The 16,068-nt window shown below is 38.3% G+C and carries 18 protein-coding genes; 9 read left to right on the top strand and 9 right to left on the bottom strand.

Annotated features, from left to right (window positions below; translation table 11 throughout):
• Positions 1-23: 23 nt before the first annotated feature.
• The 6 genes from R2800_05100 to R2800_05075 all read right to left on the bottom strand — a co-directional run bounded on the left by R2800_05100 (position 24) and on the right by R2800_05075 (position 5,352).
• Positions 24-293, bottom strand: coding sequence for a hypothetical protein (locus tag R2800_05100; protein MEZ5016409.1), 270 nt, complete (start codon positions 291-293; stop codon positions 24-26).
• 99 nt (positions 294-392) lie between these two features.
• Positions 393-920, bottom strand: a complete 528-nt coding sequence (locus tag R2800_05095) for a 3-hydroxyanthranilate 3,4-dioxygenase (protein ID MEZ5016408.1) — start codon at positions 918-920, stop codon at positions 393-395.
• Between the two features lie 19 nt (positions 921-939).
• Positions 940-2,214, bottom strand: a complete 1,275-nt coding sequence (locus tag R2800_05090; GenBank protein ID MEZ5016407.1) for a hemolysin family protein — start codon at positions 2,212-2,214, stop codon at positions 940-942.
• A gap of 61 nt (positions 2,215-2,275) precedes the next feature.
• Positions 2,276-2,842 (bottom strand): guanylate kinase, encoded by a 567-nt coding sequence (gene gmk, locus R2800_05085; protein ID MEZ5016406.1) that lies wholly within the window; start codon positions 2,840-2,842, stop codon positions 2,276-2,278.
• 108 nt (positions 2,843-2,950) lie between these two features.
• Entirely contained in the window at positions 2,951-3,364 is a 414-nt protein-coding gene (locus R2800_05080; protein ID MEZ5016405.1) for a BrxA/BrxB family bacilliredoxin, read from the bottom strand.
• Between the two features lie 140 nt (positions 3,365-3,504).
• Positions 3,505-5,352: a CHRD domain-containing protein gene (locus R2800_05075; protein ID MEZ5016404.1), complete on the bottom strand. Its 1,848-nt coding sequence runs from the start codon at positions 5,350-5,352 to the stop codon at positions 3,505-3,507.
• A 167-nt stretch (positions 5,353-5,519) separates the two neighbouring features.
• On the opposite strand from R2800_05075, the gene R2800_05070 reads away from it, so the two are divergent.
• On the top strand, positions 5,520-6,548 hold the full coding sequence (locus R2800_05070; protein ID MEZ5016403.1) for a formimidoylglutamase: 1,029 nt from the start codon (positions 5,520-5,522) through the stop codon (positions 6,546-6,548).
• Between the two features lie 4 nt (positions 6,549-6,552).
• Here the strand turns inward: R2800_05070 and R2800_05065 are convergent, their stop codons facing one another.
• Positions 6,553-7,407 carry a neutral zinc metallopeptidase gene (locus tag R2800_05065; GenBank protein MEZ5016402.1) on the bottom strand — a complete coding sequence of 285 codons (855 nt, stop codon included), beginning with the start codon at positions 7,405-7,407 and terminating at the stop codon, positions 6,553-6,555.
• A 66-nt stretch (positions 7,408-7,473) separates the two neighbouring features.
• Between R2800_05065 and R2800_05060 the strand changes: the two genes are divergently transcribed.
• Positions 7,474-8,556, top strand: coding sequence for a porin (locus R2800_05060; protein MEZ5016401.1), 1,083 nt, complete (start codon positions 7,474-7,476; stop codon positions 8,554-8,556).
• Positions 8,557-8,586: 30 nt separating this feature from the next.
• On the opposite strand, the gene R2800_05055 is transcribed toward R2800_05060, so the two are convergent.
• Positions 8,587-9,105, bottom strand: coding sequence for an RNA methyltransferase (locus R2800_05055; GenBank protein MEZ5016400.1), 519 nt, complete (start codon positions 9,103-9,105; stop codon positions 8,587-8,589).
• A gap of 78 nt (positions 9,106-9,183) precedes the next feature.
• Here R2800_05055 and R2800_05050 point away from each other — a divergent pair, with 78 nt between their 5' ends.
• The 7 genes from R2800_05050 to R2800_05020 all read left to right on the top strand — a co-directional run bounded on the left by R2800_05050 (position 9,184) and on the right by R2800_05020 (position 15,798).
• Entirely contained in the window at positions 9,184-9,486 is a 303-nt protein-coding gene (locus R2800_05050) for an ATP-dependent Clp protease adaptor ClpS (protein MEZ5016399.1), read from the top strand.
• A 154-nt stretch (positions 9,487-9,640) separates the two neighbouring features.
• Positions 9,641-11,824, top strand: a complete 2,184-nt coding sequence (locus R2800_05045) for a S9 family peptidase (protein ID MEZ5016398.1) — start codon at positions 9,641-9,643, stop codon at positions 11,822-11,824.
• Positions 11,825-11,838: 14 nt separating this feature from the next.
• The gene (locus R2800_05040; GenBank protein ID MEZ5016397.1) at positions 11,839-12,786 is read left to right on the top strand and encodes a YihY/virulence factor BrkB family protein; all 948 of its coding nucleotides are present in this window, start codon (positions 11,839-11,841) and stop codon (positions 12,784-12,786) included.
• A complete protein-coding gene (locus R2800_05035; GenBank protein MEZ5016396.1) occupies positions 12,764-14,137 on the top strand; it encodes a hypothetical protein in 1,374 nt (457 codons plus the stop codon). Before R2800_05040 ends, R2800_05035 begins: the two co-directional genes overlap by 23 nt.
• Positions 14,138-14,206: 69 nt before the next feature.
• The gene (locus R2800_05030; protein MEZ5016395.1) at positions 14,207-14,815 is read left to right on the top strand and encodes a thioredoxin family protein; all 609 of its coding nucleotides are present in this window, start codon (positions 14,207-14,209) and stop codon (positions 14,813-14,815) included.
• Between the two features lie 76 nt (positions 14,816-14,891).
• On the top strand, positions 14,892-15,173 hold the full coding sequence (locus R2800_05025) for a GNAT family N-acetyltransferase (protein ID MEZ5016394.1): 282 nt from the start codon (positions 14,892-14,894) through the stop codon (positions 15,171-15,173).
• 22 nt (positions 15,174-15,195) lie between these two features.
• Positions 15,196-15,798 carry a tRNA-(ms[2]io[6]A)-hydroxylase gene (locus R2800_05020; protein ID MEZ5016393.1) on the top strand — a complete coding sequence of 201 codons (603 nt, stop codon included), beginning with the start codon at positions 15,196-15,198 and terminating at the stop codon, positions 15,796-15,798.
• Positions 15,799-15,873: 75 nt separating this feature from the next.
• Here R2800_05020 and R2800_05015 read toward each other — a convergent pair whose 3' ends face one another.
• Positions 15,874-16,068, bottom strand: a complete 195-nt coding sequence (locus tag R2800_05015; protein ID MEZ5016392.1) for a cold-shock protein — start codon at positions 16,066-16,068, stop codon at positions 15,874-15,876.

Genomic DNA, 16,068 nt, shown 5'->3' with positions numbered 1-16,068 from the left:
TCCCGTTTTATCGTAGGCTATTACTAGTGTGCGTGCTCTTCGTGGCTAGCTTCTTCATGATGTTCTTCACCATGGTGCTCCTCTGTAGCTTCGTGATGCGCTTCTTCTCCATGATGTGCAGGAGCAGCATGCTCAGTAGCGTGTGCTTCTTCACCATGCCCACCTTCGTCATGACTCATCACATTAACAAAATTAACCATAGCTATGAAAAGGAAAAAGATTAATGCTGCAAAAGCTATTGATGAAGTAGACGGGGTTCTTGAATCGTTAGTTTTTTTAGTATCGTGTGACATATTAATGTGTTTGAATAATAGCGCAAATCTAATTCTTTGTGCTGATATTTCTAAGTAAAAAGCCTGCAAATGCAGGCTAAATATATGTTTGTATTAATATTATGATTTTGGTGTAGGTGCTTCCATGACGCTGCCACAGCGAGAACATTTCCTCTTATCCTCACTTTTGTAAAAGCGCTCCATAACAGGTGGTAGTTGTGTTACGATGTCTGTTAGGTGAAAGTATTCATCATATAGCTTCTCGTTGCAAGATTCACAGAACCACAAAAAGCCATCTGTGTCTTTTTCATCTCTTACTTTTTCTATTACAAGTCCTACAGAGTTCTCTCCACGTTGAGGTGAATGTGGTACTTTAGGTGGTAATAAGAACATTTCTCCTGCCTTGATAGGAATGTCTACGATCTTGCCGTCTTCTACTATACGTACAGTTATATCTCCTTCCAGCTGATAAAAAAGCTCCTCACTCTCGTTGTAGTGAAAATCTTTACGGCTATTTGGTCCGCCAACTACCATAACGATAAAATCTCCTGCCTCTTTGTACACACATTGGTTGCCCACAGGTGGTTTTAGTAAATGACGGTTATCTTCTATCCACTTATTAAGGTTGAATGGTCTTTGTATAGCCATATTGAATATTTTAAAAAGGTTATTGTTTTAATACTTTCAGCTTTACGGTTTCTATTCTCGTATCACTTACTAATAGCACATCAAACTCGTGATGGTTAATGATAATGCGTTCTTTCTGTTCCGGTATTGTTTCATGATTAGAGATGATATATCCGGATAATGTTTCAGAGTCGTCCGTAGGGAAGTTGAAATTGTACTTTTCGTTCAGGTAGTCTAATTCCAAACGTCCTGATAGGATATATTCATTCTCAGATATTTGCTTTTCTACATATTCCTCCTCGTCAAATTCGTCGTTAATATCTCCAAATATCTCTTCTAATACGTCCTCCATGGTTACTATACCTGCAGTACCTCCAAACTCGTCTACCACCCAAGCTATGCTTTTGCGCTCTTTGGTAAAGTTGTTCATAAGGTCAACGGCACTCATGGTCTCGGGAACGGCACTTATCTTATGCAGTACTTCTTTTATGTACTTAGGTCTTCTGTTCAAGTCCAAATGGTGTACATAACCGATTATATTATCAATGGTTTGATCGTAGACAATGATCTTAGAAAGCTTAGTTTTTATAAATTTTGCCCTTACATCAGCAATAGAGGTTTGTAGTTCTATGGCCTCCACCTCATTTCTAGGCACCATACATTTTCTGATCTTTACATTAACCAGATAGAGGGCATTTTCAAAAAGCTCTGTATTGAGCTCGTTAGAGTCATTCTCATGCCCATGCATGGTCTGTTTTATAAAAACTTCGAGGTCTACACGATTGAACACCGTTTTGTTGTCCTTCATCCTTACATTAAAGAGATACTTTAATATAAACTCGGATAAGGCTACAAATATCTTAGCAACAGGGTAGAGGATAACATACATCAGCTGCATAGGCAAGCTGAATATATTCAATGCCTGTTCTGCCTTTGATCTAAATATTGCTTTGGGAAGGAACTCGGCCAGTAATAATACTACTATGGTAGCAAATATAGTGTCGAGCAATAGATGTATATACTCACTGTTGAATGGTGCAGGGAGTATCTCTAAATAAGGCTGTGTTAGTCGGGTCATTAAAAGACCATATATCACCAGCATCACATTGACACCTACCAGACTGGTACCAATATATTCGGCAGGGTTTTCAACAAAGCGGGAGAGTATCTTTCCTGTTAATGTGCCTTGCTTTTTCTTTAGCTCTATGTTTAGTTTATTGGCAGAGATAAATGCGATTTCTGTTCCGGCAAAGAAACCAATAAGCAATAAACAACCTAGTATGTATAATATGAGCTGTAAGAGTTCGTGATCCATGTGTAACCAAAGATAATAAATAGACTAATTGCCTGCGTAAAAACTAAGTTATTATATAAAGCTATGATAGATAAGTTTTTACAGTACTGATGAGTTCCACTGTAGCTGTCTCCAGGTCGTCGTTTACTATGATCTTATCAAAAAGAGGGGCGTAGTCCAGTTCTTTTTCTGCTTTACCTACTCTTTCTTCCAGTGTTTCAGGTGTTTCAGTACCTCTTTTTTCCAATCTTTTCCTTAGTTCTTCTACTGATGGAGCTTTGATAAAGACACTTAGGGAATTCTCAGGGTATTGCTTTTTTACGTTCAATGCGCCTACTACGTCAATATCTACAAGCGGGTAATGCTCCCGTTTCCATATGCGTTCAAACTCAATTTTTAGCGTACCGTAATACTTGCCCTCGTATACCATTTCCCATTCAATAAATGCCTCTTTTTCAATATGTTCTTTGAACTTATCTACAGTAATAAAGTAATAGTCTTTCCCGTCTATTTCTCCAGCTCTTGGAGCTCTAGTACATGCCGATATTGAAAATGAAAGTTCAGGTAAAGCAGCAAGTAATCGCTTTACGAGTGTTGTTTTTCCGGAGCCTGATGGTGCCGTAATGATAATGACTTTATTGTTCTCCAAGGTTGAAATTATATACTGCGAATAAAGTAAATATTTCTATGATTACTAAATATAAAAGAGGTGTGAACAATACACACCTCTTTTGAAATTGAGTTTACTATAAGATACTTAGCAATGCTCTTCAAAAGCTTGCAATAAGTTGGTTGCTATCATTTGTGCCGGACGACCTTCTATCATATGACGCTCTATCATATGTACCACTTTACCATCTTTCAAAAGTGCAATGGCAGGAGATGATGGAGGATAAGGCAATAAATACTCTCTAGCTTGTTTTACTGCATCTACGTCAAATCCAGCAAAAGAAGTCAATATTTGGTCAGGCTTTTTAGCTGCATTTTTTACTGCCATGATAACACCGGGACGTGCAGTACCAGCAGAACAACCACATACAGAGTTGATGAATAGTAATGATGTTCCTTCCTTCGTCAATGCATTATCAGCATCTTCTTTAGTCAATAATTCTGTGAAACCGTTATCAGTTACTTCAGCCTTCATCGGGGCTACTATTTCTATTGGATACATTTATTAGATATTTTGGCTACAAAGTTACATTAAAGAGTGCTTTTGCCTACAGTTTTATCATAGTTTCTGCTAATCTGCATATAAAAAGAGCCACAGTGGACACTGCAGCTCTCGATTTACATCAGCCGTTTACCCTGTTATTACTCTTTAATTAGTTTGAAGGACATTTGCCCTGTTTTGTTAGTTACTTGTATGAAATATACTCCTGTAGGAGCATCGTTCAATGGTATATTTACTCTGTTAATACCCTTAGTGAAGTTTTGTGTTGCTGTCCATACTTTGCGTCCCATCATATCTACAGCGCTTATTGTAGCGGTTGTAGGCGTGATTAATGTAATGTCAAGAATTGCATTATTAGTAGTGGGGTTAGGGTATAGTTTAGCAACAGTGCTAATAGTACCTAAAGTTCTTGTAGATGTAGGTATTGTATTGCACAAATTACGTGTTGTGTTTCCTCTAACTTCGCCATTAGCATTGGCAGAGGTGTGGATGTTTACATAAACACTGTCTTTTCTGAACTGGTTAGAATTGCCTTTTGTAAATGGTGTAGTCATCTCATTATCTAACCAATAGCCAAATATTCCACCGTTAGCATATTTTGGTGTAAGGTTGTAGATAACGCCACCATTTTGCCCTGCAATATTATTGTGAAAATGTGCTGCGGTAAAACCAGTTAGGTTGTCGACAACCATCATGTAGTGAGCACTAGTTTGGTCGCGGTCTACCGATACCATACCTGTACCGGAAGCAGTTGAATTTACCATCGGAGCTTCTTGAGCACCATTTATATGATAAGTATATCCCTCTCGGAATGTTTTATACACTTGACCTCTTACTTCACCAGCAGGGTTTGCAGTAGTGTGCACGTTTAAGTAAATGCTACCTTCTAGTAAGTAGTTCATTAGAGAGTCTGATAGGTCAGCGCCGGTAAACATCCCTGAGATAACATTGCCATTGATACTACCTGAAGGGATACCAATAACAACGCCACCACTTGTGCCTAAAGCCCCATTGTGTAAGTGAGCAGCTTGTATACTACCTGTTAGGTCATTTAGCTGTGCATCATACCATAGCGTGTCGAAGGTATAATTGATACGTAGAGAAGCTACACCCATGCCGTTGGCCATACCTGTTACAGCTGTAGTTTCTTGTGCTGTATCCAGCATCGCATCAAACTGTACATAGGGTTGCATCATTAACTGACCACGTATTTCACCACCAGCATTGGCAGCAGTGTGTACGTTCAGGTAAATGTCACCATTCTTTAGGTCAGAAAGATATGCAGTTGGGTCTACATCAGCCATGATGGTATTTCCATTTATCATTGTTGTTAGGTTCTCTACAACAGGACCATTAGTGCCAGCAGCGCCCTTGTGTAAATGAGCGCCCGTAATAGTACCACTAAGTCCATCTACAACCACTTTTATAGATAATTTGCCTTCGTGTTTTTGAAGCATAAAGACACCAATACCACGAGCATTAGTAGTTACAGCCGGCACTTCGTTCATGCCATTCAGCATTACCGTCATTGCTTTATCTTCTTCAGGTACTATTTGTCCTCTTATTTCACCATTGGCATTTGCCGCTGTATGCAGGTTTAAATAAAATTTACCGGCAAACATTTTAGCGATAAAACTTTGTGTAAGCGTAGACCCTGTTATAGTTCCTTTTAAACGATTGCCCGATAAATAAGGCATCATATCTACTACTACAGCACCATTACTACCCATTTCTCCTTCGTGTATATGAATGCCTGTAATAGAACCACTCAGCCCTGTAGCAGTCATTTCTACACACATAGTGTCTCTTGTGTCGTTTAAATAAAATGTAGCTAAACCAAGTGCATTGGTTGTGACAGCAGGCACTTCCTGACCTCCATTCATCCTTGCAGCAAACAAGTATTTTGACGTTAGGTGATCTGCCGTAGCTGTTTGTGATGTAAGTAGCAATGTCATTGCTACTGTAGCTAATTGTATAAAGCTTTTCATAAGAATAAGTTTTCTGATTATACAAGTACTTACGAGCCTAAAACAATTATGGTTTTATATTTTTCAAAAAAACTTTTAAAATGAGATATGTGTATGATTATGAGTCTGTAGAGCAAAAATTTTACTATTTATAAAAAGTGTGTAGCTTGTAACCCCAAATAAGGCAAATGGATAATTTAGTTGTACTCAATAGAACGGATCTAGACAGACTGATCGCAAAGCGACCAGGAGAAGTTAAGTTTGGCGAACGTGTAAGGGTTGCTAATAGTGATAACTGGCTGCAAGAGGTGCAAAATACAGATGCAAAATTTGTATTGCTCGGCATTCCTGAAGATATAGGCGTTCGTGCCAATCATGGCATTGGCGGTACACATACTTTTTGGAAGTATGCACTTGGTGCTATCCTTAATGTTCAAGATACTAACCTGCTAAAAGGGGAGGAACTCTTTGTGTTAGGAGCGTTTGATCTGCAAGCACAAATGGAGAAGTCTGAAAACGTAAGCATCGAGAAGCTAAGATATTTAGTAGGCGAGGTAGATAATATCGTATATCCGGTAATACAAAAGATAGTAGCAGCAGGAAAAGTGCCTATTATCATTGGTGGAGGACATAATAATGCCTACCCAATACTTAAGGGGGCATCAGAAGGTTTGAAGTCTCCATTGAATTGTATCAACCTTGACCCACATAGTGATTACAGGGGAATGGAAGGTAGACATAGTGGTAATGGTTTTAGATATGCCAAACGAGAAGGTTATTTAGAGAAATACTACGCACTTGGCTTGCATGAGAACTATAATGGTCAAGCAATAATAGAGGAACAAGACGACGATCCCGATCTGTTTTTTGCATTCTTCGAAGATATATTCGTAAGAGAGAAAAAGACCTTTTATGATGCGGTGCGCCATGCAATGAATAAAACGCAAGGCAACCCCGTAGGGCTGGAGTTGGATATGGATTGCTTGGAACGTAGTTTGGCTAGTGCTGCTACCGCATCGGGTATAACTGCTATTCAGGCAAGAAGGTTTGCTACATGGGTAGCGCACACCATTCACCCGGCATATTTTCATATAGCAGAAGGTGCCTATGAATTAAGAGATGGTAAAAGAGATAGCCTTACGCCTAAAATGGCTGCCTATTTAGTGACCGACTTCATGAAAGCCTACTTGGAAAAAAGAAGAATGAAGCTGATGTAATGCTTTAGAAAGCATCTTCGGCAAAGGTGTCTCCTTGGGAAACATCTCCTGTTGTAAATCCTTTTTTGAACCAATACACTCTTTGTTGGGAAGTGCCATGCGTAAATGCGTCGGGAACGACCATACCACTACCATGCTTGCGTTGTAGGTTGTCGTCTCCAATAGCATGTGCTGCATTTAAGGCTTCTTCAATATCTCCTTCTTGTAGAATATTGTTCATCCTATCGGCATGGTAAGCCCAAACGCCTGAAAAGAAATCGGCTTGTAGCTCTAGTCTCACCGATAGTTTGTTGTACTCCACTTGATTAAGTTGGCTTCTTAGTGTTTGTACTTTATCTGAAATGCCTAAAAGGTTTTGTACATGATGAGCTACCTCATGTGCCACTACATAAGCCATAGCAAAATCACCAGGTGCGCCGAATCTATTATGCAGTTCATCATAAAAAGACAGGTCTATGTATAATTTCTTATCCGCAGGACAATAAAATGGACCTGTAGCAGAGCTGGCTCCTCCACAGGCAGATTGTACATTGTCTCTATACAGTACTAATACAGGTGGCTCGTATTGACCTCCCATTTCTCTGAATAGTTTTTCCCATACCTCTTCAGTATCGGCTAATACTACTGATACAAATTCGGTGTCCTCTTTTTCTTTTGTGCTTAGCGGAGCGGTGTTTGTTTGGTGTGGCTGATTTATAGAGCCGGCTTGTTGTAAAACAGCAGAAGGGTCTCCACCTAGAAGATATACTACAAGAGCAATGACCAATACACCGATACCTCCACCAACTACTTTGCCTCTTCCTCCTCCTGTTCTACGGTCTTCTATATTAGTACTTTGACGTCTTCCTTTCCAACGCATAGGATATATATTTAACATCAAAGCTAAAATTATTGCGCACATAATCACAATTACTAACTTTAAGGCATGATGAAAAAATTAGTAACAGTTTTAGGGATATTATGTTTTGCATTTACGGTTAATGCACAAACAGAGAAAAAGGCATTTACTATTTCTGGTTATGGAGAGTTGTATTATGCTTACGATTTTGACAAGCCACTTAATAATAGACGCCCTAATTATATCTATTCTCATAACAGACATAATGAAGTAACTGTGAACCTCGCAATGCTAAAAGGCAACTATGAAGAGGGACGTGTACGTGCCAATCTTGCCTTGATGACCGGTACATATGCCAATGCTAACTTATCAACCGAACCAGGAGTTTTAAAAAATATATACGAAGCTAATGTTGGTATTCGTTTGCATAAGAATAAAGAAATATGGTTAGATGCGGGTGTTATGCCTTCTCATTTAGGTGCTGAAGGGGCTATAAGTATGGATTATCCTACGCTAACAAGAAGTTTATTTGCAGAGGGGTCACCATATTACGAAAGTGGTGTGTGTCTGAGCTATAAGAATGTAAGTGAAACATGGTATTTGGCACTACTATACCTTAATGGGTGGCAAACAATACAAAGACAATCGGGCAATAGTACGCCATCAGGAGGAACTCAAATAACGTACACCCCAAATGATAAAATAACGGTTAACTGGAGCACGTTTGTAGGTAGTATTACTCCTGATGTGTCTCGTAGAATGCGTTATTTCAGTGACCTGTATGGCATTGTTAAAATAGGGAAGAAATTGACCTTAACTGCATTATTTGATTTTGGCTCTGACCAATCGGCAAAGGGTAGCAGTAACTATTATGGTTGGTATACCGTAGCAGCAATCCTTCAATATCAACTCAACAATAATGCAAGTATTACAGCAAGAGGCGAATATTTCCAAGATGCTTATAACCGCGTAGCGGGTACACCTATCTTTACTGATTTCTTAGTTAGTGGCTATAGTTTAGGGTATAATTATGAAGTAATGAAAGGTGTAATGTGGCGTACAGAAGCTAAATATTATAATAGCTACGATCCGATATTTTCAGGCAACTCGTTATCAAAAAGAGATAATCTATTATTTACCACTTCTCTAGCGGTTAGATTTAAGAGATAGAAGTATTAAACATTATGGGGAATGGTGACTTTAACGTACCATTTCCCATAACACAACACCTAGACTAACAGATATGTTGAGCGAGTGCTTACTACCATATTGAGGTATTTCCAGACATCCATCGGCCATAGCTAATACTTCGTCTGATACACCATTTACCTCATTGCCAAATACTAATGCAATAGGGTCGTTGTTATAATCAAACTCGTGAAGCAGGGTGCTATCATGAGCTTGTTCTACACCGTATATCTTATATCCAGCATTTTTAGCAGCAGTAACAGCATCTAGCGTAGTAGGGAAGTGCTGCCATCTAACCGTGTCAGTAGCTCCAAGTGCGGTTTTATGTATATCTCTATGGGGAGGAGTAGGCGTAAAACCGCATAGATAAAGTGCTTCTATAGCAAATGCGTCAGCAGTTCTAAAGCTAGAGCCTACGTTGTGCATGCTGCGAATATCATCTAGTATCACTATGATCGGTTTTTTAGACGATCCTTGCATTTCTTCAACGGTCTTTCTGCCGAGCTCTTCCATTGTCTTTTTCTGAAACATGATGCAAATATATAAGCATTAAACGCGTGTCAAAGTAGTATTTTTCATATCTTTGCACACTTATAAAGATATAATGATATGAACCTAAAAGAGTTATTTAATAACAGTGTAGATTGGCAAACCCAGGAAGACGTAGCTACAGAAGTGGAAACCGATGGTTTACATAACCTTGTAGTGTGGAATGATGACGTGAATACTTTTGATTGGGTGATAGAAAGTTTAATAGATGTATGTGAGCACTCACCCGAGCAAGCAGAGCAATGCTCGCTTATTATCCACCACAATGGGAAATGTAGCGTTAAAAAAGGCACGTTTGACAACCTTAGACCAAGAGCGGAAGCGCTTATAGATAGAGGTATACAAGCTACAATAGATTACTAATTTACTTCAAGATATATTCAGCAGCTATCAAGTACATACTTGGTAGCTGTTTTGTTTTATATAAATCACTCATAATCTAACCCCTAAGTATTTGCTACATTATTTCCACCTCTGCACAATTGGTGTTATTTTTGGAGATACTACAATCATACATATGCGCTATTTACTATTAATACTTGTTGCATGTATAAGCATGCCATCGTTTGCACAAAAAGGCAATAAAGAAATTACACTTGAGGACGTGTGGAAGAACGGTACTTTTCGCAGTCAAAGTGTACCCGGCTTTAATGCCATGAAAGATGGAGAGCGATATTCTAAAATTGATAGAAAAAGAGGAGAGAAACGTCAGCAGATAAAAATATATAATATAAAAGATGGTAAAGAGTTGGCTACTGTATTTGATACTGAGGAAGCTTTCTCTGCCAATCAGAAATATTATATGCAGAGCTATGAGTTTAGTGAAGATGAACAAAAGCTACTCTTAAAATCAGATGCGGAGTATATCTATCGTCGTTCGGCAAAGTATATAGTGTATGTATATGACATAAAAACTAAAAGCGTTGTGCTCTTAGATGATGAAAAAGTATTGCATGCTTCTTTTTCGCCGGACGGTACTAAAGTGGCCTTCGTGAAAGAGAATGATCTGTATTATAAAGATCTAGCTGAGGGTAATACGATACAAGTTACTCATGACGGTAAGTGGAATGAAATAATAAACGGTAACTGTGATTGGGTATATGAAGAAGAGTTTGGTTTTACTAAAGCATTTCAATGGTCTCCTGATGGTAATTATTTAGCATTCTATCGTTTTGATGAAACAGCAGTGCGTGAATATACTTTGCCGTACTATAAGTCTAAATACCCAAAGATCAACACTTATAAATATCCTAAAGCTGGGGAAGATAATTCTATTGTAAAGATCCATGTGTATAGCTTGTCGTCAAAAGTTACTCAGTCAATGGATATCGGTAAGGAAACTGACCAATACATACCTCGCATAAAATGGAGTAATAACCCTAAAGAGCTTTGCATTTATAGGTTGAACAGGTTGCAAAACAAACTGGAACTACTTTTAGCCAATGCTGATAATGGTTACTCAACAGTTATCTATGAAGAAACCAATAAGTATTATGTAGACATTAATGATAATTTGGAGTTTTTGCCAGACGGTCAGTCATTTGTTTTTACAAGCGAGCGAGATGGTTATAACCATTTGTATTATTACAACTGGAATAAGCAAAAGCTTAAAGACTTAACTGTAGGCGAATATGATATTGATAATATTGTTGGTGTTGATAAAAAACGCAAGCTTATTTATTATACTGCAGCTATCAATAGTGCGCTGGAAAGAAAGCTGTATTCTGTAGATTGGAAGGGTGGTAAAACAAGATTGTTAACGCCGGAAGACGGAACGCATAGTATAACTGCTATTGAAGGTTTTAATTATTTCTTGGATAATTATACCTCTCTTAACGAGCCTTCTATTTATTATTTACGCAACGCTAAAGGTAAAATAGTAAGCACGCTGGAAGATAATATAAAGCTAAAGCTGACCATGAATGAATACGATCTAGGTAAGCTTTCTTTTACAACATTTAAAAGTGCCGATGGGGTAGATTTAAATGCATGGATGATCACTCCTCCTAATTTTGACAAGAGTAAGAAATATCCAGTCTTAATGTTCCAGTATAGCGGGCCAGGTTCTCAGCAAGTAGCTGACAGATTTCCTGTGAGCTATTATTTCTGGCATCAGATGTTGGCACAAAAAGGGTATATCGTAGTATGTGCTGATGGTACAGGTACCGGTTTTAGAGGTGAAGAGTTCAAGAAAAAGACCTACCTGCAATTGGGCAAGCTAGAAAGTGATGATCAGATAGCAGTAGCCAAACAATTAAGAAACTTGTCATATGTAGATGCTAACCGTATTGGTATATGGGGATGGAGCTATGGTGGTTTCATGAGTAGCACTTGCTTGTTCAAAGGCGGAGAGTTATTCAAAATGGCTATAGCTGTAGCGCCGGTAACCAACTGGAAGTACTACGACAATATTTACACAGAGCGTTATATGCGTACACCACAGGAAAATCAAAGTGGCTATGAAGATAATGCACCTGAAAATATGGTAGAAGGTATGACTGGTAAGTTCTTACTTGTTCACGGTACTGGTGATGATAATGTGCATGTACAAAATGCTATGATGCTACACGAAGCTTTGGTGCAGGCAGATAAAGATTTTGATAGTGAATATTATACCAATAAGCGTCATGGTATATCTGGTGGTAATACTAGATATCATTTGTTTAAGAAGATGACAGATTTCATTCTCAATAATCTTTAGTCGTTCTTTGTAGCATGACTAAGCTGGAAAAAATCATTCTTGATTCGAAACCTGTGCAGGTAGTCTTTTCGGTTGCCGATAAGATAGTGCTACCTGGTGCTGATGGGCTTAGTTTATACGAGATAGGTCGTTTCTTTTTTAGAGAACTTAAGGACAATAGACTATTTGAAAGTTGTGCTGCCGTTACCTATAACTTTGTAATGGCAATACCGCCTACATTATTGGTATTGTTTTCTTTAGTGCCCTATCTGCCATTGCAGGGGGTAGAAAAGACCATATTAGACACCTTGAGGTTGATAACACCCAACGAAAGTTTTTACACAACAATCAGTGGTGTTGTTATCGACTTTATACACAATGAGCAAGAAGGGGTTCTTTCCATAGGTATCTTGACCACCTTATTTTTCTCCTCAAATGGTATGATGGGGTTAATACAGAGCTTTGAACGGGAACACCTCTCTCAGGTATATGTAAAGCGCTCGTGGCTAAAACAAAGATGGGATGCATTAAAGCTCACTTTGATGCTCTTGTTAGTAGCTATACTAAGTATTGCCGTGCTCATTTTACAAAGTAGTGCCTTAAATGATATTCTACTGAGCATATTTGACAATGTAGTTATAATCAGATTGGCGAGTATTATTATTATCTCATTGATCATATTTGTTACCATATCCATATTGTATAAATATGGTCCTTCATTAAGCAGACCTGTAAAGTTCGTATCTCCGGGTGCAGTTTTTGCTACGATTTTAAGTGTCATATCCTCGGGAGTCTTCTTCTTCCTAGTGAACAACTTCATCCATTATAATAAAATATATGGTTCTATAGGTACGGTAATGGCTTCAATGGTATTGATATGGATCAATACGTTGATCATATTAATAGGGTATAACCTCAATGTAAGTATATTGTTAGGTAATGTATTTAGAAAAGAAAAGATTGAAAAGCAAAAAAACATATAGTGTATTTATATTGGTGGTATTGCTACTTACCTATGCCAGCTGTGGAGAGGGGATAATAGGCAAGGTGACTTTTAGTAAGCATGTAGCACCAATATTATATAAGAATTGTACTATTTGCCACAGACCTGAAGGTTCAGGCCACTTCAATCTTATCACCTATCAAGATGCTGTTAACTATTCTTCGGGGATTGTCTTTGCTACAAAAGAACGATTGATGCCACCATGGCCGGCAGATCCTCACTATACGGAGTTTGTAGGGCAAAAATTATTGACTGATAAAGAAATAAAAATACTAGAGCAATGGGTTGAAGATGGTTTGCTCATTGGTAATGAAGAGGAGATACCTGCAGTGCCTGAATATCCCAAAGGGTCACTGGTAGGAACGCCTGATATGCGTATACCCGTTCAACCTTATTTATTACCTGCCAATAATCGTGATAGGTTTTTACTGGTGAAAGTACCTTTTGAATTACCTGAAGGAAAATATGCCAGCCTTATAGAGTTTGCCGCTGGGCCTAAAAATGTAGTGCACCATGTGAATGGTGATCTGATCAAATATAAAGAAGGAGAAAAAACTGACGTATTTGGTGGCGAACGTGTAGTGGATATGGTGGAAGATAGTACTATAGTACAGGCCTATAAAACACTAGACTTGCCCAATGATGATGGTTCATATCCTGTGTTGCAAAAGTCGGTAGTGAATTATCTGCCGGGTACAGAGGGGCAATACTACCCAAAGGGTATAGGAGGGTATTACCTGCCTAAGAAAGGAGCTTTCTTGCTTAACGACCTCCATTATGGTTTTACCACAAGTGAGTCAGTATGGGATAGTTCTTATATCAATATCTTTTTTGCAGAGGAAAAACCTAAAAGGCCGGTACAAGAATTTCAATTGGGTACTTGGGGTATAGCACCAGTAGAACCTGACTTGATCATTGAGCCCAATACTGTAAAGAAAGTACACAGTAAAATTGTAATACCTGATGACATATCGGTATTGACGATAAACCCGCATATGCACTTATTGGGCAAAAGCTTTAAAGCATATGCCTTAAAGCCTGACGGGGATACGATCCGTCTTATTTCTATTCCTAAGTGGGATTTTAACTGGCAGTATTTTTACACGTTTAAGAAGATGGTGAAAATTCCTAAAGGAAGCACCATTGTTGCAGAAGGTGTATATGACAATACGCGTAAGAATCTTAATAATCCTTTCAGCCCTCCCCAACGTGTTACCGACCAAGATGGTAGTATGCGTGCTACAGATGAGATGTTTCAGTTTATAGTTACTTATCTGATATATCAAAAAGGTGATGAGTTTATCAGTTTAGAAAGAGGTAAAGAGAAATAACTTAACAAGTTTCTAGTACTATATGCTGTACCTTTACGAGAGGTAAACACAAACGTAAAACGATTCTTTATGAAGAAAACACTATTGTTAGCTACAGCTTTATTGGCAGGAGTAGCTTTTACAGCTACGGCACAACACAAATTTATAGACATAGGGACAGCTATACCGATGTCTACTACTAAGATGGAGGCAACCGATGGCAAAACAGTAACCTTGGATAAAGCAAAAACAGACAAAGGGCTTTTGGTGATGTTCTCTTGTAATACTTGTCCATATGTTATCAAAAGCCAGGCTAGAACAAAAGAGATGATGGACTATGCTGCGGAAAAAGGTATAGGCATGGTTGTTATCAACTCAAATGAGGCAAAACGTGATGGAGATGATTCTAAAAAGGCTATGACCAAATATGCTAAGAAAGAAAAATATACTGCTCCTTATGTTATAGACAATAATTCGGCTGTAGCAGATGCTTTTGGTGCTACACGCACACCTGAGGTGTTTTTGTTTGATGCTAGTGGCAAGCTTGTTTATAAAGGAGCTATGGAAGACCAACCAACCAATCCGTCTGAGTCGAAAGAATTATTCTTAAAAGATGCGATTGATAATATGCTATCAGGCAAACCTATTGATCCTAATACAACAAAGTCTATAGGTTGTACTATAAAAAGAGCATCATAAAAAAACTAGAATAATATTTTTGAAGCCAACCATTAGGTTGGCTTTTTTATTATAAACCCTAGTTGTATTTTGAAGTATGGAAGTAAAGCAAACAGAAAACGAAAAGCGTGGTAAGTTTTATATAGAACTAGACGGCGTAGAGATTGCCAAGATGGAATATGTATATGCCGGTGCTGATAAATATATAATAGAACATACCGAAGTAAATACTGCCTATGAGGGCAAAGGTATAGGGAAACAGCTAGTAAGTGCTGGGGTAGACTTTGCCAGAACGAAACAGATAAAGATAATGCCACTATGTCCTTATGCTAAAGCGGTGTTCAGCAAAGTGGATAGCTATAAGGACGTTTTGTTTTAAATAGGTTTATTTTTGCCAACTTATGAGTACTGCAGACAATTCGATACTAGGTTTAAAATTACCAACAGACCCTAGATGGGCCGATCTGGCCTCTGTTTCCCTAAAAGAGATATTGACCGATCATGCTTTTTGTGAGCAAAAGGCAGCAACCACATGTATCTCTATTATCCAGCTTCATCCAGATAAAGAAGATATAGTCAATCAGCTTTCTGCAATAGTAACTGAAGAGTGGGGACATTTTAGAATGGTGTGGGCAGAGATGAAGAAACGTGGTTTTGAGTTGGGTAAACAACGTAGGGATGAATACGTAAATCTGCTAATACAAAACAAACCGCGTGTTGCAGTGCCAGAAGACAATCTGTTAGTAAGGCTATTGATGAGCGCCTTGATAGAAGCACGTAGCTGCGAACGCTTTAGAGTGCTGAGTGAAGGTTTGGAAGAAGAAAGCCTGAGAAAGTTCTATCATAAATTTATGGTATCGGAAGCAGGGCATTATAGATTGTTTATAGACCTTGCTGAAAAATATTATGATAAAGAAAAAGTGCGTCAATACTGGGATCAATGGCTGGAAATAGAAGAGCGTATCCTTAAAGAGCTTACACCGAGAGGTGATAGAATGCACTAAAATAATAAAGGCATATCTGGAAAGATATGCCTTTTGCAAATGATATATACTTAGCAGTATATAGTTAGAGTTGACTTATTTTACAACTGTAACGTTCACTGCATTTAGACCTTTTTTGCCTTCTTCAACATCGAACTGTACTTTATCGTTTTCGTAAATGTCACCATTTAGGCCAGATACGTGTACAAAGATGTCTTTTCCACCGTCAGATGGAGTAATGAAACCAAAACCTTTAGTCTCATTGAAAAATTTAACTGTTCCTTCTTGCAT

It is taken from the genome of Flavipsychrobacter sp. (assembly GCA_041392855.1).
Taxonomy (GTDB): domain Bacteria; phylum Bacteroidota; class Bacteroidia; order Chitinophagales; family Chitinophagaceae; genus UBA5543.
Note: the sequence above shows the minus strand (reverse complement) of the source record. Positions and strands in the feature narration are given on the sequence as shown.

Excerpts from the sequence above, each read along its gene's own strand:
- R2800_05020 (MEZ5016393.1), top strand. The coding sequence starts at position 15,196 with ATGAGTACTGCAGACAATTCGATACTAGGTTTAAAATTACCAACAGAC.
- R2800_05040 (MEZ5016397.1), top strand. The coding sequence starts at position 11,839 with ATGACTAAGCTGGAAAAAATCATTCTTGATTCGAAACCTGTGCAGGTA.
- R2800_05075 (MEZ5016404.1), bottom strand. The coding sequence starts at position 5,352 with ATGAAAAGCTTTATACAATTAGCTACAGTAGCAATGACATTGCTACTT.
- R2800_05090 (MEZ5016407.1), bottom strand. The coding sequence starts at position 2,214 with ATGGATCACGAACTCTTACAGCTCATATTATACATACTAGGTTGTTTA.
- R2800_05030 (MEZ5016395.1), top strand. The coding sequence starts at position 14,207 with ATGAAGAAAACACTATTGTTAGCTACAGCTTTATTGGCAGGAGTAGCT.
- R2800_05095 (MEZ5016408.1), bottom strand. The coding sequence starts at position 920 with ATGGCTATACAAAGACCATTCAACCTTAATAAGTGGATAGAAGATAAC.
- R2800_05070 (MEZ5016403.1), top strand. The coding sequence starts at position 5,520 with ATGGATAATTTAGTTGTACTCAATAGAACGGATCTAGACAGACTGATC.
- R2800_05055 (MEZ5016400.1), bottom strand. The coding sequence starts at position 9,105 with ATGTTTCAGAAAAAGACAATGGAAGAGCTCGGCAGAAAGACCGTTGAA.
- R2800_05025 (MEZ5016394.1), top strand. The coding sequence starts at position 14,892 with ATGGAAGTAAAGCAAACAGAAAACGAAAAGCGTGGTAAGTTTTATATA.
- R2800_05060 (MEZ5016401.1), top strand. The coding sequence starts at position 7,474 with ATGATGAAAAAATTAGTAACAGTTTTAGGGATATTATGTTTTGCATTT.
- R2800_05080 (MEZ5016405.1), bottom strand. The coding sequence starts at position 3,364 with ATGTATCCAATAGAAATAGTAGCCCCGATGAAGGCTGAAGTAACTGAT.
- R2800_05045 (MEZ5016398.1), top strand. The coding sequence starts at position 9,641 with ATGCGCTATTTACTATTAATACTTGTTGCATGTATAAGCATGCCATCG.
- R2800_05050 (MEZ5016399.1), top strand. The coding sequence starts at position 9,184 with ATGAACCTAAAAGAGTTATTTAATAACAGTGTAGATTGGCAAACCCAG.
- R2800_05015 (MEZ5016392.1), bottom strand. The coding sequence starts at position 16,068 with ATGCAAGAAGGAACAGTTAAATTTTTCAATGAGACTAAAGGTTTTGGT.
- R2800_05065 (MEZ5016402.1), bottom strand. The coding sequence starts at position 7,407 with ATGCGTTGGAAAGGAAGACGTCAAAGTACTAATATAGAAGACCGTAGA.
- R2800_05100 (MEZ5016409.1), bottom strand. The coding sequence starts at position 293 with ATGTCACACGATACTAAAAAAACTAACGATTCAAGAACCCCGTCTACT.